The organism is Brevundimonas sp. Root608 (assembly GCF_001427825.1).
Classification (GTDB): Bacteria; Pseudomonadota; Alphaproteobacteria; order Caulobacterales; family Caulobacteraceae; genus Brevundimonas.
On sequence record NZ_LMGT01000001.1, the window covers coordinates 1152885 to 1175022 of the forward strand.

General features: G+C 64.4%; 17 protein-coding genes. 7 read left to right on the forward strand and 10 right to left on the reverse strand.

What is annotated here, in order from left to right; all coding sequences use genetic code 11:
* The first annotated feature begins 148 nt into the window (after nucleotides 1-148).
* From ASD59_RS05520 to ASD59_RS05550, 7 genes are read left to right on the forward strand one after another with little or no spacing between them, the layout of a single operon-like run.
* On the forward strand, nucleotides 149-562 hold the full coding sequence (locus ASD59_RS05520) for a response regulator transcription factor (RefSeq protein ID WP_055829414.1): 414 nt from the start codon (nucleotides 149-151) through the stop codon (nucleotides 560-562).
* Nucleotides 543-1607 carry a YaiO family outer membrane beta-barrel protein gene (locus ASD59_RS05525; protein WP_055829418.1) on the forward strand — a complete coding sequence of 355 codons (1065 nt, stop codon included), beginning with the start codon at nucleotides 543-545 and terminating at the stop codon, nucleotides 1605-1607. The genes ASD59_RS05520 and ASD59_RS05525 overlap by 20 nt, the downstream gene beginning before the upstream one ends.
* Nucleotides 1607-2668, forward strand: a complete 1062-nt coding sequence (locus ASD59_RS05530; RefSeq protein WP_055829421.1) for a HEAT repeat domain-containing protein — start codon at nucleotides 1607-1609, stop codon at nucleotides 2666-2668. Before ASD59_RS05525 ends, ASD59_RS05530 begins: the two co-directional genes overlap by 1 nt.
* Nucleotides 2665-4113 carry a glycosyltransferase family 2 protein gene (locus ASD59_RS05535; RefSeq protein ID WP_055829425.1) on the forward strand — a complete coding sequence of 483 codons (1449 nt, stop codon included), beginning with the start codon at nucleotides 2665-2667 and terminating at the stop codon, nucleotides 4111-4113. Before ASD59_RS05530 ends, ASD59_RS05535 begins: the two co-directional genes overlap by 4 nt.
* Complete coding sequence (locus ASD59_RS14190; RefSeq protein ID WP_055829428.1) at nucleotides 4110-6161, forward strand: ATP-binding protein; 2052 nt, start codon at nucleotides 4110-4112, stop codon at nucleotides 6159-6161. Before ASD59_RS05535 ends, ASD59_RS14190 begins: the two co-directional genes overlap by 4 nt.
* Nucleotides 6155-6532, forward strand: a complete 378-nt coding sequence (locus ASD59_RS05545; protein ID WP_055829431.1) for a response regulator — start codon at nucleotides 6155-6157, stop codon at nucleotides 6530-6532. Before ASD59_RS14190 ends, ASD59_RS05545 begins: the two co-directional genes overlap by 7 nt.
* Complete coding sequence (locus tag ASD59_RS05550) at nucleotides 6529-6840, forward strand: Hpt domain-containing protein (protein ID WP_055829435.1); 312 nt, start codon at nucleotides 6529-6531, stop codon at nucleotides 6838-6840. Before ASD59_RS05545 ends, ASD59_RS05550 begins: the two co-directional genes overlap by 4 nt.
* A gap of 94 nt (nucleotides 6841-6934) precedes the next feature.
* Here the strand turns inward: ASD59_RS05550 and ASD59_RS05555 are convergent, their stop codons facing one another.
* From ASD59_RS05555 to ASD59_RS05600, 10 genes are all read right to left on the reverse strand, one after another.
* On the reverse strand, nucleotides 6935-7411 hold the full coding sequence (locus tag ASD59_RS05555) for a hypothetical protein (RefSeq protein ID WP_055829438.1): 477 nt from the start codon (nucleotides 7409-7411) through the stop codon (nucleotides 6935-6937).
* A 2-nt stretch (nucleotides 7412-7413) separates the two neighbouring features.
* Entirely contained in the window at nucleotides 7414-7911 is a 498-nt protein-coding gene (locus tag ASD59_RS05560) for a CorA family divalent cation transporter (protein WP_055829439.1), read from the reverse strand.
* A 289-nt stretch (nucleotides 7912-8200) separates the two neighbouring features.
* A complete protein-coding gene (locus ASD59_RS05565) occupies nucleotides 8201-10150 on the reverse strand; it encodes a potassium transporter Kup (RefSeq protein WP_055829442.1) in 1950 nt (649 codons plus the stop codon).
* A gap of 1549 nt (nucleotides 10151-11699) precedes the next feature.
* Nucleotides 11700-12779 carry a S8 family serine peptidase gene (locus ASD59_RS05570; protein WP_055829445.1) on the reverse strand — a complete coding sequence of 360 codons (1080 nt, stop codon included), beginning with the start codon at nucleotides 12777-12779 and terminating at the stop codon, nucleotides 11700-11702.
* A 245-nt stretch (nucleotides 12780-13024) separates the two neighbouring features.
* Nucleotides 13025-14365, reverse strand: coding sequence for a type II secretion system protein GspD (locus tag ASD59_RS05575; RefSeq protein ID WP_082560058.1), 1341 nt, complete (start codon nucleotides 14363-14365; stop codon nucleotides 13025-13027).
* Between the two features lie 599 nt (nucleotides 14366-14964).
* Nucleotides 14965-15630, reverse strand: a complete 666-nt coding sequence (locus tag ASD59_RS05580) for a TetR/AcrR family transcriptional regulator (RefSeq protein ID WP_055829452.1) — start codon at nucleotides 15628-15630, stop codon at nucleotides 14965-14967.
* 51 nt (nucleotides 15631-15681) lie between these two features.
* Nucleotides 15682-16440, reverse strand: coding sequence for a 3-oxoacyl-ACP reductase FabG (gene fabG / locus ASD59_RS05585; RefSeq protein ID WP_055829457.1), 759 nt, complete (start codon nucleotides 16438-16440; stop codon nucleotides 15682-15684).
* On the reverse strand, nucleotides 16437-18140 hold the full coding sequence (locus tag ASD59_RS05590) for a class I adenylate-forming enzyme family protein (protein WP_055829460.1): 1704 nt from the start codon (nucleotides 18138-18140) through the stop codon (nucleotides 16437-16439). Before ASD59_RS05590 ends, fabG begins: the two co-directional genes overlap by 4 nt.
* A gap of 25 nt (nucleotides 18141-18165) precedes the next feature.
* On the reverse strand, nucleotides 18166-19509 hold the full coding sequence (locus ASD59_RS05595; protein ID WP_055829461.1) for an MFS transporter: 1344 nt from the start codon (nucleotides 19507-19509) through the stop codon (nucleotides 18166-18168).
* Entirely contained in the window at nucleotides 19509-21986 is a 2478-nt protein-coding gene (locus tag ASD59_RS05600) for a TonB-dependent receptor (RefSeq protein ID WP_055829464.1), read from the reverse strand. The genes ASD59_RS05595 and ASD59_RS05600 overlap by 1 nt, the downstream gene beginning before the upstream one ends.
* Between the last annotated feature and the right edge of the window lie 152 nt (nucleotides 21987-22138).

Consider the following 22138-nt stretch of genomic DNA (forward strand, 5'->3'; position numbering starts at 1 on the left):
ATGAACCAACCGGGGGCGGCGTCGTTTAGACTCACCGATGTCGCCCCATCGTGCGCGACCCCTATAAACTCATGGTCGGTAGCGTTTGATTCACTCCGCGGGGCCACCCTGCTAAGGGGGGGCGTAGCGGTTGGAGTTCCGACGTCCCATGAATGCGAGTCGCGTCCTGATCGCCGACGACGATCCCTTGCTGAGATCATTGCTGGTCCACAAGCTGTCGGCTGACGGCCACCATGTCCTGGTCGCCGAGGACGGCGCGCAGGCCCTCGCGGCGATCCAGGAGCAGAACCCCGACCTGATCGTTCTCGACGCGCTGATGCCGGTCATGGACGGCTTCGAAGTGCTGCGTCGGCTGAAGGGCGGTCACCTGTCCAATGCCCCCGTCATCATGCTCACGGCGCTGAAGCGTGAAAAGGACATCGTCGGGGCCCTGCAACTCGGGGCCGCCGATTATCTGGTGAAGCCCTTTATCCCCGACGAATTGAGCGAACGCGTGCGGCGTCTGTTGCTTGTGGCTTCCTCCCGCGCGCGGGGGGACCGCAATGATCGCGATCGCGCCTGAAACCCCCGCCATCGTACAGGCCGATCCGCAGGCGCTCTATGAGGCGGCCGTGGCGGACCGCCGGGCGGGTCGACCCGCCGACGCGGTCGCGAAACTGGAGGTCGTTCTGGCGGCCCGTCCCGACAATGTCGACGCCCGGCTCAACCTTGGTCTGGCCTTGCTGGCGCTTGGCAGGCTCGACCAGGCCGAGGCGGCGTTCGCCGCGGTCATCGCCCGGTCGCCGGACTATGCGGACGCTCATGCGGGCCTCGCGCGCGTTGCTCAACGGCGCGGCGATCCGGCCACCGCGCGCCGCGAGTCGGCCGAAGCCTCACGGCTTGCTCCCGCTGATGCGGAGGCGGCGGCCCTGGCCCGCTCGCTCGCGACGGAGCCTCGATGGGGGCTGGATATCCACACCTCCCGCAGCGCGTTGTCGGGCGGCCTCCCGGACTGGTCCGAGGCCCGGATCGCTGTGTCGAGATCCCTGGGCGACCGCTGGAACGGCGCACTGGCGGTCGAGGCGACCGAACGGTTCGACCATCACGACACCTATGTCGAGGCCCGTCTGGATCACCGGCTCCGGCGGGGCGGCGTCTACGCCTCCCTGGGCGGCGCGCCGGATGCCGACTATCGGCCGGAGTCGTCTCTCGGCCTCGGCGGAGAGATACGCCTGACGGACCGGTTGTCGGCGACGCTGGACGGCTCGGCGGCCCGCTATGCGGCCGGACGCGTGACCACGCTCCAACCCGGCGCGATCATCGAGGTCGTGCCCGATCGGCTGCAGCTCGCGGCCCGCTGGATCATCGTCCGCGACGAGACCGGCGACGATCGGCAGGGCTATTCGATCCAGTCGCGCTGGCAGATCGTGAACCGGCTCGGCCTGAGGCTGGGCTATGCCGCCGCGCCCGAAAGCTCGGAAGGTTTCACCGTCGACGTGACCGCGTGGAACGTCGGCGCCGATGTCAGCCTGACGGATCGGCTCGTGCTGCGTCTCGGCGCGGTCTCGGAGGATCGTGGCGCCTATGACCGCCAGGAAGGCTCCGTCGGGCTCGGCCTGCGGTTCTGATGAGCGGCCTGCTGCTCCTGTGGTGGACGTCGATCACCCTTGCCGCAGGGGCGCTCGCCTGGATATCCGCCCTGGTCATTGGCCGGCTGTTCCGGGAGCAAAGGGACGCCCGGCGGGGCCGCGACCGGGATCGAGCCTGCGACGCCTTTCTCGACGTGATGAATGGCTCGGGAGACGCCCTGGGGCGGTTGCGCGGCATCGATCATCGTGCGCGGCTGATGGGGGAGGTCCTTCTCGAACTGCTGGCCATGGTGCGGGGCGTCGAGCGGGACCGGCTGATAACCGCCCTGCGCTCGATCAATATGGACGATCGATGGCGCCGGCGCCTGTTCAGGGGCCGGCTCGCGGGCCGTATGGTGGCTGCGGAAGCCCTGTCGATATTCCCGGGCCCGGAAACGGTGAACGCCCTCCGCGAGGCCCTCGATCAGGCGCGCAACGGGAATTTGCGGGTGGCGCTCATGCGGTCGCTGATTGAACTCGACGCCGCGCCGCCGCTCGCGCAGGTGCTGCGGGACATCCATCGCAGTCGTGGCTCGGAGTCCCTGCTGTACCTTCCCCTGATGGGCCGGCTCGTGAACGGCGACACGAGGGCGGCCCTGCGCGCCTTCGGCGATCCGGAAACTCCGGCGCGGGCGCGCGTCATCCTCGCCGAGGCGCTCGGCGCCAGCGGGGACTTTCGCGCCCTGAAGCCGCTTTGCATCGCGACCCGCGCGCCCGATATCGAACTGAGAATCGCCTCCGTGCGGGGGCTCGCCGCCATGGGCCACCCGGTCGCCGAGGCGCATATTCTCGCGGCCCTCGAGGACCCCGTCTGGATGGTTCGGTCGGCCGCCTGCGAGGCAGCGGGCCGGATAGGTCTGCAGGCGGCCGTGCCTCTGCTCATCGCCCAACTGTCCGATCCCGTCTGGTGGGTCCGCTTCCGCGCCGGGGGAGCCTTGTCAGTCCTCGGCCCGATCGGCGTGCAAGGCCTGCAGGCGGCGGCTGCGGGGCAGGGCGATCTTCCTCGCCGGGCCGCGTCCCTGGCGCTTGCGGAACGCGGTCTTGCGAAGGAAGCCGCATGAGCGACCCGGTCATCCATGGACTGACGGTCTTCGCGCAGTCGATTGCAGCCTTTGTCGTCGTGACCGGCCTGCTTCAGAACCTCGTCTATCTCGTTCAGCTGGCCCTGGCGGCGGCGGCGCTGATCCAGACTCCGCCGACGCCCTCCGGCGGGCTGCTGTGGCGACGCTATGCGGACGCCTCTCCGCCGATCGCCCTGCTGGCCCCCGCCTACAACGAGGCCATGACCATCGCCGAAAGCGTCCATTCGCTGCTGTCGCTGCATTATCCGAGTTTCGAGGTGATCGTCATCAATGACGGATCCAGCGACGGCACCCTACAGGTCCTGATCGACAGCTTCGGTCTGCGGCCCATCGAACGGCACTATGACCTGTCGATCGACCACAAGCCGGTCCGCGGCGTCTACGGCGGGGAACACCAGCCACGGCTGATCATCGTGGACAAGGAAAACGGCGGAAAGGCCGATGCCCTGAACGCGGGCATCAACGTCTCACGCGCGCCGATCTTCTGCTCGATGGACGCCGACTCGCTGCTGGAGCCGGACGCGCTGCTGCGGGCGGTCAGGCCCTTCGTCGAGGACCCCGAACGGACGGTGGCCGTTGGCGGCACCGTCCGTATCGCCAACGGCTGCCGCATCGAGCACGGCCGCGTGCTGGAGATCCGGCCCCCGCGAAACCTCCTGGCCCAGCTGCAGACCGTGGAATATCTGCGCGCCTTCCTGATGGCCCGCCTGGCCTGGAGCCGGATCAACACCCTGACCATCATTTCGGGCGCCTTCGGCCTGTTCCGCCGCAACCGCGTGATCGAGGCCGGCGGCTACACGCGCGGCACGGTCGGCGAGGACATGGAGCTGGTGGTCAAACTTCACCGGCTGATGCGTGACAAGGGCCTGCCCTATCGGGTCGCCTTCGTGCCCGAGCCCGTATGCTGGACCGAGGCGCCCGAGACGCTCCGGGTCCTCGGTCGCCAGCGCGCCCGCTGGCACCGGGGCTCGCTCGAGACTTTCGAGCGCCATTGGGACATGATCTTCCGGCGGAAGTACGGGCGGGTGGGAGTCGTCGGTTTCGGCTACATCTTCCTCGTCGATGTCCTGGGTCCCATCGTGGAATTGCTGGGATATTTCCTGATCCCGCTGTTCTGGCTGACCGGCCTGCTTTCGAGCGAATATCTGCTGGCCTTTATCGCCGTCACCTTCATCTTTGGCGTGGTCATCTCGGTCGGGTCGCTGGCGCTGGAGGAATCCAGCCTGCGTCGCTTCCCGCGGGCCCGCGATCTGATGCAACTGACCCTGGTCGCGATCCTTGAAAACTTCGGCTACCGGCAGCTCAACAATTTCTGGCGACTGCGCGGAGTGTGGCAGTACCTCCGGCGCAGCCAGTCCTGGGGTGCCATGACCCGGAAGGGCTTCGGCGCGCCTGCGGCGAGGCAGGGAGCGAGCGTCCCGTGAGCGAGGATCCCGTGCCATCGATCGCCGAAACCGTCCTGCCCGAAAACGAACAGGCGCGTCTTGAGGCCCTCCGCGCGTTGAGGGTGCTCGATACGCCGCCCGAACCACGGTTCGACCGGCTCACCCGCCTGGCCGCGACCCTGTTCAACGCGCCGACGGCGCTGATTTCGCTGATCGACGCCGAGCGGCAATGGTTCAAGTCGCGGCACGGGTTCAATGCCTGCGAGACTCCACGCGGCGACGCCTTCTGCAGCAGCGCCCTCCTGTTGCCCGGCGGCAGCGTGATGGTCGTCGAGGATGCGACGAAAGACCCGCTCTTCGCCCGCAATCCGCACGTTACCGGGACTGATCATGTGCGGTTCTACGCCGGCGCCCTGCTGACCACCGCGTCCGGCCACAACCTGGGCACGCTCTGCATCGTGGATACCGAACCGCGGCGATTCTCGGAGGCGGAGCGCGCCTTGCTGCGCGAACTGGGCGACCTGATCACCGAACAACTCGAGTTGAGCACCGAGCGGCTGGAGGCCGAGGAGAAGCGGCGGCTGCTCGAACTGGCCGAGACGGTCTCCCATGTCGGTCACTGGCGCCGGACGGCGGCGGGCGAGACGACCTGGTCGGCGGAAGTCTACCGGATCTTCGGCCTGCCTCCCCGGAAGCCCGGCACGCCGGTCGCCATGGACGTCGTCCGTTCCGCCTACGGCGCCGACCAGAGGGCGCGGCTGGATGACTTCCTGGATCGGGCGATGGACCAGGACGCGACCGGCGAGTTCCAGACGTCCATCACCCGGCCGGACGGCAAGCTGCGCCAAGTGGTGGTCAGCGCGCGACGCCAGTTGGACGAGGGAGGGCGGGTCGAGGCCCTGTTCGGCGTGGTGCAGGACGTGACCGACCGCCACAGGGCGCAGGAACGGGTCCGCCGCAGCGAGGCGCAATTCCGTCTGCTGGCGGACCATATGGGCGATGTCGTCACCCGATTGCAGCTGGACGGGTCGAGCCGCTACATCTCGCCCGCCATCCGGGGGTTGTTGGGCTACACCCCCGAGGAGATGGAGGGGCGGTCCGCCCAGGCTTTCCTGCATCCCGACGACCGGTCCGGGCTGCTCAATGCGTTCGCCCGGATTGCCGGCGGCGAGCGCCGGTCCATTCTCCAGCTTCGCGCCCTGCACCGCGACGGTCACGTGGTCTGGGTGGAAACCACCTTCCAGGCGGTGCTCGACAGCGAGGGCCGGCCGGCCGAGGTGATCGCCGTGATCCGCGACGTATCCGAGCGTCACACGCTCGAGGAAGAGCTTCGCGACGCGCGTGACAAGGCCGAGGCGGCGTCGGAGGCCAAGACCCGCTTCCTGGCCAATATCAGCCACGAGGTCCGGACCCCCCTGACCAGCATCATCGGCTTCTCGAAACTGCTCCAGGCGCGTGAGGGTCTGGGCGCGGTCGAGCGGCAGTGCGCCGACCGGATCAGCGTATCGGGAGAGGCCCTGCTCAACGTCATCAACGACGTGCTGGACTATTCCAAGCTTGAGGCCGGAGCCATGGTGCTCGCAGCCCAGCCGTTCGAGATACGCGCCCTCATCCGCGAGACCGCCGAGATCGTACTCGGTCAGATCGAGGACAAGGGACTCTCGTACGCCGAGGACGTGGGCGAGGATGTGCCCGCCGTCCTCGTCGGCGACTCCGTCCGGTTACGGCAGGTCCTGCTGAACCTGATGAGCAACGCCATCAAATTCACGGAACACGGCGGGGTGAGCGTCTCCGTGCGATCGAACACCGGACCGAACGGTCGACCCAGGGTCCGGGTGGCTGTGACCGATACCGGAATCGGGATCGCGCCGGAGGTGGCGGCCACGCTCTTTGAACGGTTCGTCCAGGCTGACGAATCGACCACGCGCCGGTTCGGCGGGACCGGTCTGGGTCTCGCCATATCGCGCCAGCTGGTCGAGATGATGGGCGGTGCGATCGGCGTCCACAGCAGGCCCGGACAAGGGTCGGAGTTCTGGTTCGAATTCCCCCTGCAGCCCGATCCGGCGGAAGGAGCCACGCCATGCTGATCCTCCACGTCGATGACGACGAGGGCATCCGCGCCCTCACCGAACTGGCCTTCTCCCTTGGCGGCCACGGAACCGTGCGCTCGGCCGCCTCTGGAGCCGAGGCGATCTCGGTTCTGGAGTCCGGGACAAGGCCGGACGTGATCCTGCTGGATGTCATGATGCCAGAACTCGACGGGCCCGGCGTCCTGGCGCAGATCCGGACGCTGGCCGATCACGGTGAGACGCCCGTGATCTTCATGACCGCGCAAACCCAGGACCACGAACTGAACCGCCTCGTCGCCCTCGGCAGCATCGGCGTCATCATCAAGCCATTCGACCCCTTGACGCTGGCGGAGCGCGTCAGGGGGATGTTGGGGGACAGTCCCCCGTGACGGACCCCATCGCCACGCTAAGGTCGCTCTTCGTGGAGCGTTGCCGGGATGACGTTCGCGACATCCGGCGCCTTCGCGAGCGGTCCGATATGGACGGGTTGTGCGCGATCGTGCACCGCCTCGCCGGCGCGGCGGGCTCATTCGGATTTCCGGACATCAGCCGGGCCGCGCTCATCGTGGATCAACACATCCGGTACGACCACGAAATCCCGGAGGCGGATATGGAGCGGTTGCTGGCGCTCCTGGTCGAGCTCTCGACCGCAACCGCGTCGCCTCCCGTCAAGGGGCCTTCGACCGGCATCGGGTAGGCGTGGCGGTGGGCGCAGTCATCCGCGAACTTGTCTCCACCTTCTCACGCCCCCAAGAGCCATTCCAAAGGCAGGGGAGGTCGGCTTTCGACCCTTAGCGGACATTTGCCGGAGAGCGTCTGGGCGCCATCTTCGCAGCCTGCAAGACTAACCATAGCCCGAGAACGATCTGGATCAGCAAGAGGAGGCCGGGACCTAGGAAGATCACATTGGCGATGATCTGGGGAACCGTTCGTGCTGGTTGTTGACCCTTTTCTAGGAACGGAACGCAGAGCAACTGGATGGACGCGGCGAGGGCGGTTGTACTCAAAGCCAGAACAACAAGCTCTAGTCCCCGTCCCGGACGACCGACAAACCGGGCCCAAAGAGAACAGGAGAAACCCGTCAGGGCGGTAAGGGCGAGGGGTAAGCCTGCAAGCAGGTAGAGCCACTCTGGATGCACCTCAGGCGGCGTGCCCATGATCACCCAAGCCCGGTCTGTGATCGTGAAGAGCCCGTTCGCCCACAATGACCCGGCAGACGCCACAATCATCGACGAAAGGATCACACGCCGGTTGTCGATGGATCTCATTTTCACACCTCCAGGACTTCATCCTCAAGCGTCTCGCCGAGCGGCAGGTAACCATCAACGATGAAGTCGAGGATCGCATGAAGAACGTAGTCGACCCCATGGCCGAGTAGTATTGACGATGCTTCCAGCTGTTCCCGAAGCGCTGCGTGGCCGCGCCCAGACGCGCGCCGAACCGAGATGATATGGCTGTGGCCGAGGAAGATCGCGGTCTCGCCGTAGCGGATGTTACCTTCCTCTAGCCAAGCCGTTTTGGCGACGACAAATAGCTGATTGCCGAACACATCAAGCTTCGGCAGTTGATCGCCTTTGGCAGCGTCCGCGACTGCCAAAGGGTGAAGGCTGTAATTCTGCTCTAGCGTTTTCAGTTCGTCCAGCGTCGGATCAACGAGGCCGATCCAGACGAACTGCGACTTGTCCTCCGGACAGTCGATCCGCTCATCAATCGCGACCGGGCGAACCCGAATACCGCTCTGGTAGAGATAGGCGGCAACAACGCTCATGCTGATCGGCTCATGGCTGTCGTAGGATCAGGCGAAGGAGCTTGACGACACGCGATGCTGCGGTCAGATCTTCCTCTTGAAGGCTGATGGGCAGCTGGCTGCGCTCAGCGCCAGCCAATCGACAGACCCTTAAATCGATAAGAACGCGCCCCTCCACGAGAGCCTGCCCGATCAGAAGTGTTTGTTAGAGTACACCTTCAGGTCGGCGGTTGAGTCCGCACGATCTCAACCCCGCAAGCTAGCTGCTTAGGCCGGTGCCCGAACCGGAGCGTCATGTCATCCGGGTGACTCAAATCTTCACCTGTGCGCCCATCTCGATCACGCGCGCAGGCGGGAGTTGGAAGAACTCGGTCGGGTTGCCAGCATTGCGAAGCATCGTGACGAACAGGTGGTCTTGCCATAGCGGCATACCGAAGTTTTTCGACGGGACGGCGGTCCGCCGGCTCAGGAAGAACGACGTCGTCATGATGTCGAACTTCAATCCCTTCCGACGCGCCAACGCCAACGCGCGCGGGATGTGGGGTTGTTCCATGAAGCCGTAGTTCACCGTCAGCCGCTCGAAGTCCTTGCTGAGCGTCTCGACCTTGATCCTGTCGCTCTCCGCCACCCGCGGAACCTCCGCGACGTGCACGTTGAGGATGACGTTCCGCTCATGCAGCACGCCATTGTGCTTGAGATTGTGCAGAAGCGCCGCTGGCGTCTTGTCCGGGTCGGATGTCAGGAAGATCGCTGTGCCCTTGGTGCGATTGCAGGGCCTTCGGCTCAAGGCGGCCATTGTGTCGGTCAGGGGGACAGCGGTCTTCGCCGAGTGCTGGCTAAGGAGCGCCACCCCGCGCGACCAGGTCTCCATGATCAGAACTACGGCCGCTCCGAGAACCAGCGGGATCCAAGCGCCATTCGGGATTTTCAGCAGGTTCGAGGTCAGGAAGACGATATCGAGGAGCGCGAATAGAGACACCGCGGCGATCGCCTGCCAGAGGGGCCGCTTCCAGCGGAAGCGGATGATGACGAAGAATAGCAGGGTATCGACCAGCATGGCTCCGGTGACTGCGATCCCGTAGGCGGCGTTAAGGTTGGTCGATGTGCGCAGCGCGACAAGCAGAATGACGACGCCGATCGCCAGAGCCGCGTTGACGGCGGGCACATAGATTTGACCCGCTTGGGTCTCCGAGGTTCGCAGGATGCGAAGCCGGGGCAGCAGGCCCAGTTGCACAGCCTGCTGGGTAAGGGAGAAAGCTCCGCTGATGACAGCCTGGCTCGCGATGATGGCTGCGGCGATGGCGAGCGCCACCACGGGCCAGTACGCGAGTTCGGGGATCATTCGGAAGAAGGGGTTTTGCGCAGCTGTCGGATCGGACAGCACGAGGGCGCCCTGACCCAAGTAGTTCAGCATGAGGCAGGGGAAGACCAGGACGAACCATGCCGCGCGTATCGGTCCCCGTCCGAAGTGGCCCATGTCCGCATAGAGCGCTTCAGCGCCCGTCACGGCGAGGAAGACGCTTCCGAGAATGATGAAGCCGATGGCTCCGCTGTTGAAGAGGAACCACACGCCATAGTGCGGGGAAAGCGCCCGGAAGATCGACAGGTCACTGCCGATGTTGATCAGGCCGAGCGTGGCGATGACCAAGAACCAGAGAATGGTCACCGGGCCGAAGAACCGGCCCATGGCGGCGGTCCCGCGAGACTGAACCATGAAGAGCGCGATCAGGATGACGATGGCGCTTGGCAACGCGAACTTTGCAAGCTGGGGGCCGATTCCAGGCGCTTCCTTGAGGCCCTCCAAGGCTCCCATGACAGACGAAGCCGGGGTGACGATCCCATCGCCGTAGAACAAGGCCGCGCCGCACGCTCCGAGGAGGAACACGATCCTTGAGTGTTTGACCATGGCGCGTTGTGCGAGGGCCATGAGCGCCAAGGTGCCACCTTCGCCCTTGTTGTCGGCGCGCATCATGAAGAACACATATTTCACGGTGACCACGAGGATCAGCGCCCAGAAGATCAGGGACACGACACCGAGAACGGACAGCTCGAGCCCGCCACCGGTATCGGACCGATGGAGCGCTTCTCGCATCGCGTAGAGAGGGCTGGTCCCGATGTCCCCGAAGACGACCCCGATGGATCCGATAGCCAAGGCCAAGAAGCCGCTATGCTTGCCGACCGTGTGCGGCCCCAGCATGCCACCGCTCGGTGTGACATCTTCAGGACTGTCTGACGCCGTCCCGTTTTCGTCGCGGCCCATTCGGTCCCTCAATGCAATTTTTAGGGTGGAGCTGGCGTCACCGCACCCTTCCGGATCACGCGCATAATGCACATCCGCGATCAGCGATCCGCTGAGACGTCGCTTTAAGCAAGAACACTCTCCGCCGGGAGATTGACCTCACGTCTTGCAGTAGCTGTCTGCCTTGTTGTTTTGTCCGCTTTCCCTCCTTATGCGACCGTCTGCTCCCGACCCATAGCGGACGTTTCGGACTGCGTCAGCGAAGTCCGCGATTGCTGCCCTATCCACCGGCCAAGAAGACGTGTCGCCGCCCGCGCGCACCATGTCGCTTTGGCTAACGAGGACAATCTCTCTCCCAATAACCGTGAAGGTGCGGCGTGGGATCACCCATTCCTCGAAGACATAGTCTCGCCTCGGGGAATGCGGCAAAGACTGACGCATTCTGTTTCGTCAGGTCAGTGCAAAACAGGAACGGTTGTCTTTCCCGTAGGCACTTCGGCGCCCCCTGCTGCCAATGATCGACGTAGTCGCCGGTATTCCAGGCCGCGAGGCCGAACAAGACGGTCTCGACCGCATCACCCAAGTGCACCGTTGCCGATCCGTAGCTGGGAGGCACTGAGACCGGCCCACATGGGCCCTCTCCCGGGAAGAAGCCAAATCTGCTCATAGCGGTCACGCTATCGCAGAACGATGTCCGCTAACCACCCTTAGGCAACAGTCCGGTCTCGACCCGTTGTGGACGTTCCAAGTCCGTCGGTCGTCAGAGGAAGAAGACCAGCGGTATCCACGTTGCGAAAAACATGACGAAACCGGCCACCGCGCTGGAAACGAAAGGGTCCGCCCGTCGCTCGGAACAGACCACCATCTACCTATCAGTTCAAACATGAAGATAGGGCTTGGAAATCGCTTCTCGGGTTCAACCAGCCGGAGGGTTCCACCCCCACAGAGGATGGCTGAGACGACCAGGAGGCCCAGCAGAAGATAGGTGATCATCCAGACCCCCTCAAAGGGAACGACGATGTGCAAGGGCCGCTTCTACCACAGCTGAATGTCCGCTTCCCGCCCTCAAGCAGCAGTCGGCTTCCGACCCATTGCGGACTTCAGCTGCGTCATTCCCGAACTCCGCTCTGACTACCGTTCAGGCGAAGGTCCGCCATAGGCCTCCACCTCACGGCCGTTCCAGTTGGAAAGTGTCGAGGTTCGACGTCCGCTCGTGGGGTGATGAAGGGACGGGACATCGGCTTTACTCCAAGCGCGCCTGACACGGACTGTCAGCGCACATAGGGCCCTACGCGCGGGTCCGCACGGGACGCCTCGACCTCCTCCTGGAAAGCACATTTCGCGTCCGCGAGACTGGCGAACAGACGACGGCTCTCGTTTCGCAAGCTCGTAACAGCAAACGTCGGGCAAGCCTTCCTCCAGCGCCTGACTCTGTTGGCTTAGCCGCACACCCGCCGTCATTGCGAGGATGATGCATTGGCGAGGCATTCACCTTCTCCAGGGATCAACCAAACGCGAAGGGGCGGTCGCGAGACCGCCCCTCCTTTAGATCAGAACTCAGGTGTAACGACTATCGAACCCCGATCGGGTCCGGATTTCCGTCCGGGTCCCCGGCAACAGGGCCGCCATTGCGCACCGCACCCGCCAGCAGAAGGCCCGCGAGATGCGGCGTCGCCATCGAGGTTCCGCTGATGGTGTTGTAGCCGCCGTCCTTCCACGTCGATTTGATCGAGGAACCCGGTTCGGCGTAGTCGATGGGCGGATTGCCGAAGTTCGAATAGGACGCCCACCGGTCCCCTACGGCGAACGCGGAAACCGTGAAGACATTCGGGCCATTGGCTCGTGCAGGCGAGTGGTTGTTGGCGTTGTCACTCTCGTTCCCGGCCGCAAGGGCAAAGCGCACGCCGCCCGCGGAAGCAGAAACCACGGCATCGTCCAGCGCCTGGCTGACGCCGCCGCCGAGGCTCATGTTGGCGACATCGCCAGCACGACCGTACTGGGCCACGTAATCGACCCCGGCAATCACGCCCGAGGTGCTGCCGCTGCCGCGACGATCGAGGACCCGCACCGCGACAACAGAAGCGCCGGGCGCGACACCGATCACACCGATGGCGTTGTCGAGCGCCGCGATCGTTCCGGCGACATGGCTGCCGTGGCCGTTCAAATCATCGGGCGAGGCGTCATTGGACAGGAAGCTGCGGCTGCGCGTCACGTCGACACGCAGATCCGGGTGATCGAGGTCGATCCCGGTGTCGATCACCCAAGCGGTGGCGAAAGTCCCTGCGGCGCCGCCGTTGACCCGAGCGATACCCCAAGGCGTTTCCTGAGCCGGCTGGACGCCGCCGCCGCCGCCGGGTCTAGCTTCGGCGCGCACCGGCGGAATGGTGAAGACCTGGTCCTGTTCGCAGTAGGCGATGTTCGGATTTGCGGCGCGGACACGCTCAAGGGCCTGCGGGGGCAGGTCCGCCGAGAACCCTTGCAGGGCGACGCTGTAGACATGTTTCACCCGGCCGCCGCCGGCCTGAACCGCTCTGTTGGCTTCCGCCTGCGCGTTCCCGCGGGAAACCGATCCCTTATTGAAGACGCAAACGTAGCTGCCGGGGATTGCGTCTCCCGCCACCTGCGCCTGGGCCGGCAAGGCCAAAGCCATCAGCGAGACGCCAGCAATACCGAGTACTGTAAGTTTAATCACCCCTGAACTCCCTCTCAGCGTTAATGATCGCGGCCAAATGCCTGTGCAATCAAGTCGATGCTAGGAAGGACGTTCTCGTCTGTCGACTCTAATTTCATCGGTGAAGAGTAAAAACCCTCAACTACACAACCCATTCCTGAATAGTCGAGAGTCATCACGAAGCGGGTACGCTTCGTGATGAGTCAGATACGCACGGAGCAGCACTACGAGGTCGGTGAAATCTCTCTGAAGCTGGGCGCCGGCTCGGATTGAGCATCGAACCGGCGGTGCCGGACGATGCGAGGCGTGATGATGATGTAGAGCTCGGTTTTCGACCGCGTGGACCTGTTGACGCGGAACAGGCTGCCGAGAATCGGGACGGATCCGAGCACCGGAACGCTTGAGGTGGTGGTGAGCGTGTTTTCCTGGGTCAGGCCGCCAATCACGAAGGTCTCGCCGTCCCGTACAGAGGCGGACGTTTCGGCCTCTCGCTGACTGATGGTCGGATAGCCCTGCGAGAACCCTGTCACTGACGAGACCACGCAGTAGATTTGCGAGGTCACGAATCCGTCGGAGCTGACCCGCGGCGCGATCTGGAGGGTGACGCCGACGTTCACATACTGGACCTGTTGTGAGACGGCATTGACTCCGGAAAGCGCGATCGAGGTCAGGATCGGTAGGGCGTCGCCGGTGATGATCTTCGCAGTAGCCCCGCTCTGAGCCGCGATGCGCGGCCGCGAGACGATGCGTCCTTCGCCGGCGAGAACCTGCGCATAAATGGTCGCTTGAAGCTGACCCGAGGCCAGAACCAGCTCAGGATCCGTCCCGAAGGGGAGGTTTGCGCCGGTCTGGAGGGTGGCGACGGCAATCTGCCCGGCGGGGTTGTTGAGGTCGATGCCGAGGTTGCGCACCCCCTGCTCGGTTAGTTCGACGAACTGGGTCTCCAAGATCACGGAGTCGACCGGGATGTCGATCAGTTCGATCTGCGCCTTGACCCGTTCGATCCGTTCCGGCGACCCGGTGATCCATATGGCGTTAAGCCGGCGGTCGATCGCCAATCCCTGGCCGGGGAAGGATTCGCCCAGAGGAACGGCTTCCCGCTCTCCCTGATTTCCGTTGTTGTTGAAGCCTTGCTGGGTGGTCGAGGCGATGGACCCGAAGCCGGGCTCCCGTCGGATGAAAACGTTGTTCGGCTCGATTGTCTGGCCCTCGACAAGCAGGCCAATCACCTCGCTGACGTCCGCATAACGCAGGGGCACCAGTTCCGAGGCTTCGCCCGAAACCAAGCTCCCGCTGGCCACATAGGCTGGGAGGTCCGTCGCCGGCACGACGGCTTCACCGGTCGATCCAAGCGGGCGCGTGCCGGTCGCTTCCTCGTCGCTTATCCGCGTGATGGTAACTTGAAGCCGTCCCTCGCCGGCCGGTTCAGTTCGAACCCTGGAGGGCTCGGCCGTGTCAAATCGCAGGAGCAGGTCGCCGTTCGCCGTTTCGAAGCTCGCCTGTCGAACAAGGCCGTTCGGCAGGCGCGGCGAAACCACTCGCGGCGCTTTCAAAGTCGCGCGCATCCGAAGTTCTGGCCGCCGCAGGTTAGTACTTGTTGGCGCGTGTTGGGGTTCGGCGGGGGAAAAGCGTAGCAGGAACGCCGCCCTGTCTGCGCTCTGGGTGACAAGCGTTAGCTCTTCAAGCACAGATGGCGTCTGCGCTGAACTTAAAGTCGTGCAGAAGAGCACGCTGAGCGCCAAAATGAGACTGGCTGCCCAGCGGGAAACTACCAAGACGTACTGTTGCAAATGCTGTTACCCGATCCCTCAGGGTTTCACCTTATGGCACGCAGGACCAAGCGCAACCCGATACCCGTAAATCTCTAGGGTTAGTACGGTAGCGAACGCGTAATCTGGGAGAGCACCCAGCGGCGATCAGGGGCGAGGGTTTACTGGCTGCTTGGCCACCCCGGCCCGACCTTCCGCTTTCGACCCAAAGCGGACGTTCGCTAGCTGGCTCTGTGTCTGGTCTTGGCCGCGACGTTTCCGCGCCGACGCGGCGACCGCGGTTGCCTGACTTCAGGCGGGGTAGGGCGGCTTTCGGCTTGGCGCGGTTAAACTGACAGCACCATGTGCCCCGGAACACTGAGCGGTTATGATTGGGCCGACAGAGCCGCGCAAACCTAAGGCTCGGCCCGCATCCCGGAGACCATCATGTTGGCATAGGTTTCGCCGATTTCGCGGGCAGTCTGGGGTGAGGTCTCAGGGCGGAACCAGCGGTGGGTCCAGCCGACGACGCCCAACATCCCGTAGGCGACGATGCGCGAGGGGCCGACGTCGCGCAAGGTTCCGTCAGTATAGCCCTCTTCGATGATCTCGATGAAAGCATTCTCGATGATGCGGTTCACCTGGCGCATGTCCGAGGACCATTTCGAACGGGCTCCGGACACACGGCTGAGGTTCTCGCGGATGTAGATGAACAGGAGGGGATAGTGCTCGCCGTACGATTCCATGATCGCGACGATCAGATTCCACAGCTTGTCAGGCGCTGGCAGCGTGCTGCCCGCTATATCGGTGGCGATCTGGGAGTTCCGTTCCGCAACGGCCCTCAGCACTTCGTCGAACAACTCTTCCTTGGACGAGATGTAGTAGTAGACCGAAGCGCGATCGATGCCGAGTTCGGCAGCCACAGCGCTGATGCTCGCGCCCTGCAGACCCAAGCGGTCAAAGACGCGAACGGCCGCCTCCGCGATCTCGCGGCGACGCCGCTTGTAAGCGTCGGAGCTTTCTTCCTTTGCCGCCTTCCGGCGTTTGCCGATGCCGCTGGTCTTGTCGCTTGTCGGACTCATGTCGGGGATTGATTAGCGAGTGCTTGCCGAAAGTCCAAACCGTTCAGGTCGTCAACCACGTGGACCGCCCGCCACGAACAGCACCTGACCTGACACAAACCCCGAGCGTGCGTCGGCGAAGAAGGAGACGGCATTAGCGATGTCTTCGGGCTGGCCCGGGCGACCGGCGGGGATATCGCGCACAATGTCTGCGACCATCGCCTCGAAGGTCACCCCCAGCCGTTCGGCTACAGCAGTCGTCATCGGGGTTACGACAAAGCCGGGTGCGACGACGTTGGCGGTGATGCCGGACTTGCCCATTTCCAGCGCCAAGGTCTTGGTCAGGCCGATCAGCCCGGCCTTGGCTGCGGCATAGTTGGCCTGTCCGTAAGCGCCCAAGGCGGCAATGCTGGCGAGGTTGACGATCCGCCCGTGGCCTTCGCGGCGCATCGCGGGCTGGACCGCGCGGCACATCAGGAACGCCCCGCGCAGGTTGACATCCTGGACAACCTGCCAGTCATCCAGCGTCATCTTGGCCAAGGTCTTCTCGCGCAGGACGCCGGCGTTGTTGACCAGAACGGCGGGCGGCCCCAGCGCGGCTTCGGCAGTTGCGACAGCGGCCTGGACGGAAGTTTCATCGGAGACATCGACGGCCACGGCCATGGCCCGACGCCCGAGCGCCTGGATTCGCTGAACGGTGTCAGCGCAGGCTTGCGTCTGAAGATCCATTACGGCGACATCGCAGCCGTCCCGGGCCAGGCGTTCGGCGATGGCGGCGCCGATGCCGCGCGCGGCTCCGGTCACGAGGGCGACGCGGGAGGGTTCGCTCATGACAGGCCCAGACGTTCGATGGCCAGGCGCGACAGCAGGAATTTGCGGGGTCGCCCTGACGGCGTTAGCGGCACGTCTTCTACCTTGATCGCCAGGATATGGCGCGGCACCTTGAAGCGTGCGAGCCGTTCGGCGCACCAGTTGATCAGGACCTGAGGCTCCAGCCCGCTTCCCGGGCGCGTCACGATGAAGGCAATGCCTATCTCGCCCATGCGGTCGTCTGGCACGGGTGCCACGTAAGCCTGCAAGACTGAAGGGTGCCCCATCAGCACGTCCTCGATCTCGGAGGGGGTGACCTGTTCGCCGCCGCAGCGATAGCTTTCCTTCACCCGGCCGACCAGGCTCAGGTAGCCGTCCGCATCGATCCGGCCGAGGTCGCCGGTGTGCAGCCAGCCCTCGGCATCGAAGGCTTCGGCGGTCGCCTCGGGCTTGTCGAAATATCCTGTGGTGACGCCGGGACCTCTGGCCATCAGCTCGCCGACCTCACCGGGCGCCAGCACCGCGCCGGACTGTGGGTCGACCACGCGATAGTCGACGATGCGGTTGCCGATGGCTGGATCGCCCGCCGACCCTACGTCGCGCAGACGACCGTTGGTCGTCTTCAGGCGGTCGCTGGGATCATCCGGCCGGGTTACCGTGGTCGAGGCCGTGCATTCGCTCATGCCATAGCCGGTGGTGATCTCGATGCTGTCGAAGGTCGCCAGAATACGATCCCACAGACCGGGCGGGGTGCGCCCTCCCGAGGACAGCATCCCCTTGAGCGACGCGGTATCGACCGGCGTGTCGGCCAGGGCATCCAGGACGGCGAGCGTCATCGTCGGGATCAACAGCAGGTCGGTCACCCTGTGGCGCTCGATGGCCCGCAGCGTTTCGCACGGATCGAACTTCAGGTGCGGCACGATCGCCCCGCCTACGAACAGGGCCGCGAGAAGGCCTTCGACATAGCCATACACGTGGTTCATCGGCAGGCTGAAATGGATGCGGCGCCCATCCTCAAACGCACGGGCATAGGCACTGCCGAAGGCCGCGCGCAGCAGCATGTCATGGGTCAGCACCACGCCCTTGGGCGAACCGGTCGTACCGGAGGTGTAGATGATGTCGGCGGGCGCCGCAGGGTCGCCTCGTGGCAGATCGACCGCGCCGCCCTGAAGATTCTCAAACGTGGTCGCGCCCACTCGTCCATCGCCCTCCGCCTTGAAGACCGCGACCGAGCGCAGGTCGGGCAGGGCCGTGCCGCGCCCCCCGGTTTCCCAGCCCGGCGCGATCTCATCCAGCATCCCCAAGTAATCGAGGTCACGAAACCGGTCCATCGTGACCAGCATGACGGCCCGCGACTGGCGCAGCACATAGGCCAGTTCGTCGCGGCGGTTCAGGATGTTGACGGGCACAGCCACGGCCCCGACCGCTGCGATGGCGAACTTCAATGCGGCGAAGGCGGGGTAGTTGGCCATGACGAGGGCAACGTGCTCACCCGGCCGTACGCCGGCGGTGACCAATCCGCCCGCGAGTTGACGCACCCATTGCGCCATCTCCCGATAGGTCCAGGTCCGCTGGTCGGTGATCAGATAAGGACGGTCCGGGAATTCTTCTGCCGCGGCATCCAACATCTCAGCCAAGGTCAGCGGCCGCCATTCGGGGAAGCGCCGCGACAGCGCCGCCTGGCGGTCTTGAACCGATGGAAGGGGGCGGGGGGGCGGCATTGTATGGGGGGCTTTGCCGGTACGGTTAGGGGTTCAGAGCTTCGTGGTGCCGCCGGTAGGCAGGCCGTGCCCAGCCGAACACCAAAGCCGCTGCCAACGTCGACGCGGCCAAGGTGATGCCAAGGGAGACGCCCAGCGCACCTTCGTCCCGAAAGACATAGTCGTTGAGAAGGCCCGGCAGAAGCGGGCCCATTGTCAGGCCACCCAGGTTGGCGATGAACAGGATCAACGCCATCACCTGGCCCCGCACCTGGTTCGGAAACACCATCTGCGCCGCTGCGTAACAGCTACCTGCGGGCATGGCCAAAAGGATCACACCGAGGAAGAAGACGCTCACTGTGGCCCAGTCATTTTGCAGAGCGAGCCCCAATAGAGCGAAGACGGCGAAACCTCCGAGCGAGCTGAGAGCCGCCACCCGGAGTGCCGCGTCGCGACGTCCGCCGCGCAGACCCCGATCGCTGAATCGGCCGCCCGCCAGCATGCCGGCCGTGCCCCCAATCAGCACTACGATCCCCATAACGAGGCCGGTGACCTGTGGGCTCCAGTCAAAGGTGCGCTGAAGCGTGGCAGGGGACCAGAGCATGTAGGAGTAAAGCGCGACGGCCTGGAACATGAGGCCCAGCGCGATGCCGGCTACGGCCTGCCAACGCTTGCCGACCTCCACGAGCGTTTCTTGGATTGTCAGTTGCGCAGTCTGACCGTCCATCGCCTTCAGAGTGTTTTTGCGGGCGGGTTCACGCAGCGACAGAGCCCAGAACGCGATGAACAGACCCGGTAGGCCGACGATCATGAAGGTCGCTCGCCAGGAGGCGATTTCTCCGAACACCGGCAGAGTGATCGCCGGTATCTGTGACACGGCCGCGATTACCGCACCGCCAAGGAGAAGCGCCAGACCGGAGCCCAGGTAGATGCCGATACCGTAGAGGCTCATCGCGGAACCCAGACGATCGTTCGGGAAGGAGTCAGAGATCATGGAAACCGCTGCAGGCGCCAAGGTGGCCTCCCCGATTCCCACGCCCATGCGGGCGAGGAACAGGCCGCCATAACCGGGGGCGATCGCACAGGCGGCGGTCATCAGGCTCCAGAAGAACACACCGGCCCCGATGATGATGCGACGGCTGTATCGGTCGACCAGCCTGCCCAGCGGCAGGCTGACCAAGGTGTAGAATAGCGAGAAGGCGAGGCCGCTCAGAAGGCCGATTTGGGTGTCGGAGACGCCGAACTCTGCCTTGATGGAACCGACCAGCAGTCCGAAAATCTGCCGATCAATAAAGGACAGCGTGTAGCAGACCGTCAGAACCGAAACCGTGTACCAGGCATAGCCGAGATCGGGCCTTGCGGCGGACGCCGGTTTCGGTTCCGCAGCCATCAGAAGGTGTACGAGAACTGGAGTGCGATCTCGCGGCCTCTTGAGACCACGCCGCGCTGCTCGCCGAACGCGCCCGGAACGCTCGCGCCGCCGGTCCGGTCCGCCGCATACTGGAGATAGTATTCGTCGGTCAGATTGCGGCCGATCAGCTGCAGGGACCAGGCTTCATCGGCGGGTTTGAGGGTCAGGCCAGCGTTGAAGCGCCAGAAGGCGTCCTGGATCGACCCGGGCGACATGGCTTCGGAGGCGTAATATTCGCTGGTGTAAAAGGTGTCGCCCGTGACCCCGAGATTGTAGCTGCCCAGCGGCACGTCCCAAGTGAAGCCGGCGCTGCCCGCCCATTCCGGCGAGCGGGCCGGAGCGCGGCCGTTGAAGTCCTGCTGCAGGGTCAGGTTTGTGGTGTTCACGAACGAGCAGTTTGGCGGAGGGGTCGCCGTGGCTCGCGTCGAACCTGTGGGGAAGGCGTAGCTATAGCACTGGCCGACGAAGTCCTTGAACTGGGCGTTGACGTAGGCGATCGCACCCCGAACCGAGAAGGTGTCTGTCACCGAGAAGTTGGCGTCGGCCTCTATGCCGCGCTGCTCCAGGGTGCCCGCATTGTTGATTGTGTAGGCGATGCGCGCCGGGTCGTAGGTATTAACCTGCAGATCACTGAAATCGAACGCGAAGGCTGCCGCGTTCAGGCGCAGCTGTCCGTCCATGAAGATACCCTTGCCGCCCAGCTCGAAGCCCTTGGCTGTTTCCGGACCAAAGTCGATATCCCCGATGACCGTTGTCACCTGCAGGGGGCTGGTCAGGCCGAACCCGCCGGACTTGTAGCCAGTCTTGTAGGCCAGGAAGACCGTATGAGTGCTGTCAGGCCGCCAGGTCAGCGTGACCTCGGGCGAGACGTTCTCGTCCTCGAAAGTCCCCTGGATCTCGCCGACGGTGTCAGAGCCCGCGTAGACCCTGGCCGCCGTATTGAAGGTCCCGATGCCGTATAGATTGCGCTTGCGGAAATCCTTGCTTTCGCGGGTCCAGCGAAGGCCGCCCGCCAGTTCGACGGTGTCGGTGAGGTCCCACAGCACTTGGCCGAAGACTGATTGGGTGTCGCCCTCCTGCGTCGCCAGATCCTCATAGGTCGAGAACCGACCCGAAGCCGCGCTATAGTTGCTGTCGCGCAGCTTGGTATCGTTGTTGGTGAAGAGGTCGGTCTTCTGGAAGTAGGCGCCGACCATGAAGTTGACCGGCCCCTGGAAGTCGCTGGTCAGGCGGAATTCCTGGCTGATCTCCTCGTTGGTCTGCAGATTGTAGAAGGCCAGTTGGGAATAGGCGGTTTGATCCAGTCCCGAAAGAAACTGATATTCGGTCCGATTGTAACCCGTCGTCGAGGCCAGGCTCAGGTCGCCGAACCGCCAGTTCAGGTCGAGCGCGCCGGTCATGATGTCGAGCTCGTCGTAAGGCGCTCCGCTTCCTTGATAGCCCCTCATAGTGCGGGCGATGGCGTCCGGCAGGTCGCCTATGGACGTGTTGCGGTCCGCGACGCATTCACCGGACGGATCGGCGAAGCCGTAGACACGGGGGTTGGGGCCCGTGCAGGGGCCGATGTTCTGGGTCCCGACGCCGGGGCCGCTGCCTTCCGATGAACTTGCGAACAGCTTCAGGCGGGCGTCGAAATTGGGCGAGAAGTCCGCCGTGAGGGTCAGCCGACCCAGCAGTTCCTCATCGCCCGGGCGGCTGTCTGAGGCGCCCGGCAGCTGCGCGGCGCCGATCGGCGCTCCGGTAGACGCTAGGTAGAACGGATTGGCGATCGGCTGCGCCGTATTGCGCAGCCATCCGTCGAGATTGCGGTATTTGACGGCGATACGGGCACCGAAAATCTCGCTGAGCGGGCCCGAAACCACGCCTTCCAGACTGGCCTCGTCGCCGACGAATTCATAGCCGGCGCGAAGCGAGGCCATGAAGTCGGCGGTGGGATCCGCCGACTTGACGGAGATGACGCCCGCCGGACTGTTCTTTCCGAAGAACAGGGCTTGTGGCCCCTTCATCACTTCTACCTGTTGCAGGTCGAAGAAGCCGGCCTGTGTGATTCGGCCGTCGCTGGTCTGCACGCCGTCGATCGCGACCGACACCGCCTGCTCGAAGCCGGTCTGATTGGCCGGCGAGCTGACGCCCCGGATGCCGACGGAACCGCCGCCGTTGGACTTGTAGGCGCCGACGATCACTGTCGGCGTCAGTTCGCCGATGCTGGCCAGACTGTCGGCCCGGTTGCGCTCCAGGACTTCGGTGGTCAGGACGTTGACGACGACGGGGACGCTGACCAGCGTCTCGGTGCGTCGCCGGGCCGTGACCACGACGTCGTCGATCTGCGACGTGGTTTCAGGTTCCGCGGTTTGCGTCGCGGGCGCCGTTTGTGCAAAGGCCGATCCTGCGGTGCATATCAGTACTGAACTCGCGGCCCCGCCCAGCAGCGCCAGCTTCATGGTCGTCCTGTTCATGTCTCTCCCCGGGTTTCCTGCCCTTGTCGTGATCAGGTCATCTGACGCGGCCTGTATGCGACGACGTCAGAGGGAACCATGATACGGCAGGTGTCAATAGGGGTGTTGACGAAAATCAACATTGCCGTTGATCGCCATGATAAGCCCAATGA

What these genes read in the sequence shown, in the direction of transcription:
- ASD59_RS05535 (WP_055829425.1), top strand. Translation starts at nt 2,665, where the DNA reads ATGAGCGACCCGGTCATCCATGGACTGACGGTCTTCGCGCAGTCGATT.
- ASD59_RS05555 (WP_055829438.1), bottom strand. Translation starts at nt 7,411, where the DNA reads ATGAGATCCATCGACAACCGGCGTGTGATCCTTTCGTCGATGATTGTG.
- ASD59_RS05575 (WP_082560058.1), bottom strand. Translation starts at nt 14,365, where the DNA reads ATGCGCGCGACTTTGAAAGCGCCGCGAGTGGTTTCGCCGCGCCTGCCG.
- ASD59_RS05525 (WP_055829418.1), top strand. Translation starts at nt 543, where the DNA reads ATGATCGCGATCGCGCCTGAAACCCCCGCCATCGTACAGGCCGATCCG.
- ASD59_RS05520 (WP_055829414.1), top strand. Translation starts at nt 149, where the DNA reads ATGAATGCGAGTCGCGTCCTGATCGCCGACGACGATCCCTTGCTGAGA.
- ASD59_RS05590 (WP_055829460.1), bottom strand. Translation starts at nt 18,140, where the DNA reads ATGCCGCCCCCCCGCCCCCTTCCATCGGTTCAAGACCGCCAGGCGGCG.
- ASD59_RS05580 (WP_055829452.1), bottom strand. Translation starts at nt 15,630, where the DNA reads ATGAGTCCGACAAGCGACAAGACCAGCGGCATCGGCAAACGCCGGAAG.
- ASD59_RS05600 (WP_055829464.1), bottom strand. Translation starts at nt 21,986, where the DNA reads ATGAACAGGACGACCATGAAGCTGGCGCTGCTGGGCGGGGCCGCGAGT.
- ASD59_RS05595 (WP_055829461.1), bottom strand. Translation starts at nt 19,509, where the DNA reads ATGGCTGCGGAACCGAAACCGGCGTCCGCCGCAAGGCCCGATCTCGGC.
- ASD59_RS05545 (WP_055829431.1), top strand. Translation starts at nt 6,155, where the DNA reads ATGCTGATCCTCCACGTCGATGACGACGAGGGCATCCGCGCCCTCACC.
- ASD59_RS05565 (WP_055829442.1), bottom strand. Translation starts at nt 10,150, where the DNA reads ATGGGCCGCGACGAAAACGGGACGGCGTCAGACAGTCCTGAAGATGTC.
- ASD59_RS05560 (WP_055829439.1), bottom strand. Translation starts at nt 7,911, where the DNA reads ATGAGCGTTGTTGCCGCCTATCTCTACCAGAGCGGTATTCGGGTTCGC.
- ASD59_RS05530 (WP_055829421.1), top strand. Translation starts at nt 1,607, where the DNA reads ATGAGCGGCCTGCTGCTCCTGTGGTGGACGTCGATCACCCTTGCCGCA.
- fabG (WP_055829457.1), bottom strand. Translation starts at nt 16,440, where the DNA reads ATGAGCGAACCCTCCCGCGTCGCCCTCGTGACCGGAGCCGCGCGCGGC.
- ASD59_RS05570 (WP_055829445.1), bottom strand. Translation starts at nt 12,779, where the DNA reads ATGGCTTTGGCCTTGCCGGCCCAGGCGCAGGTGGCGGGAGACGCAATC.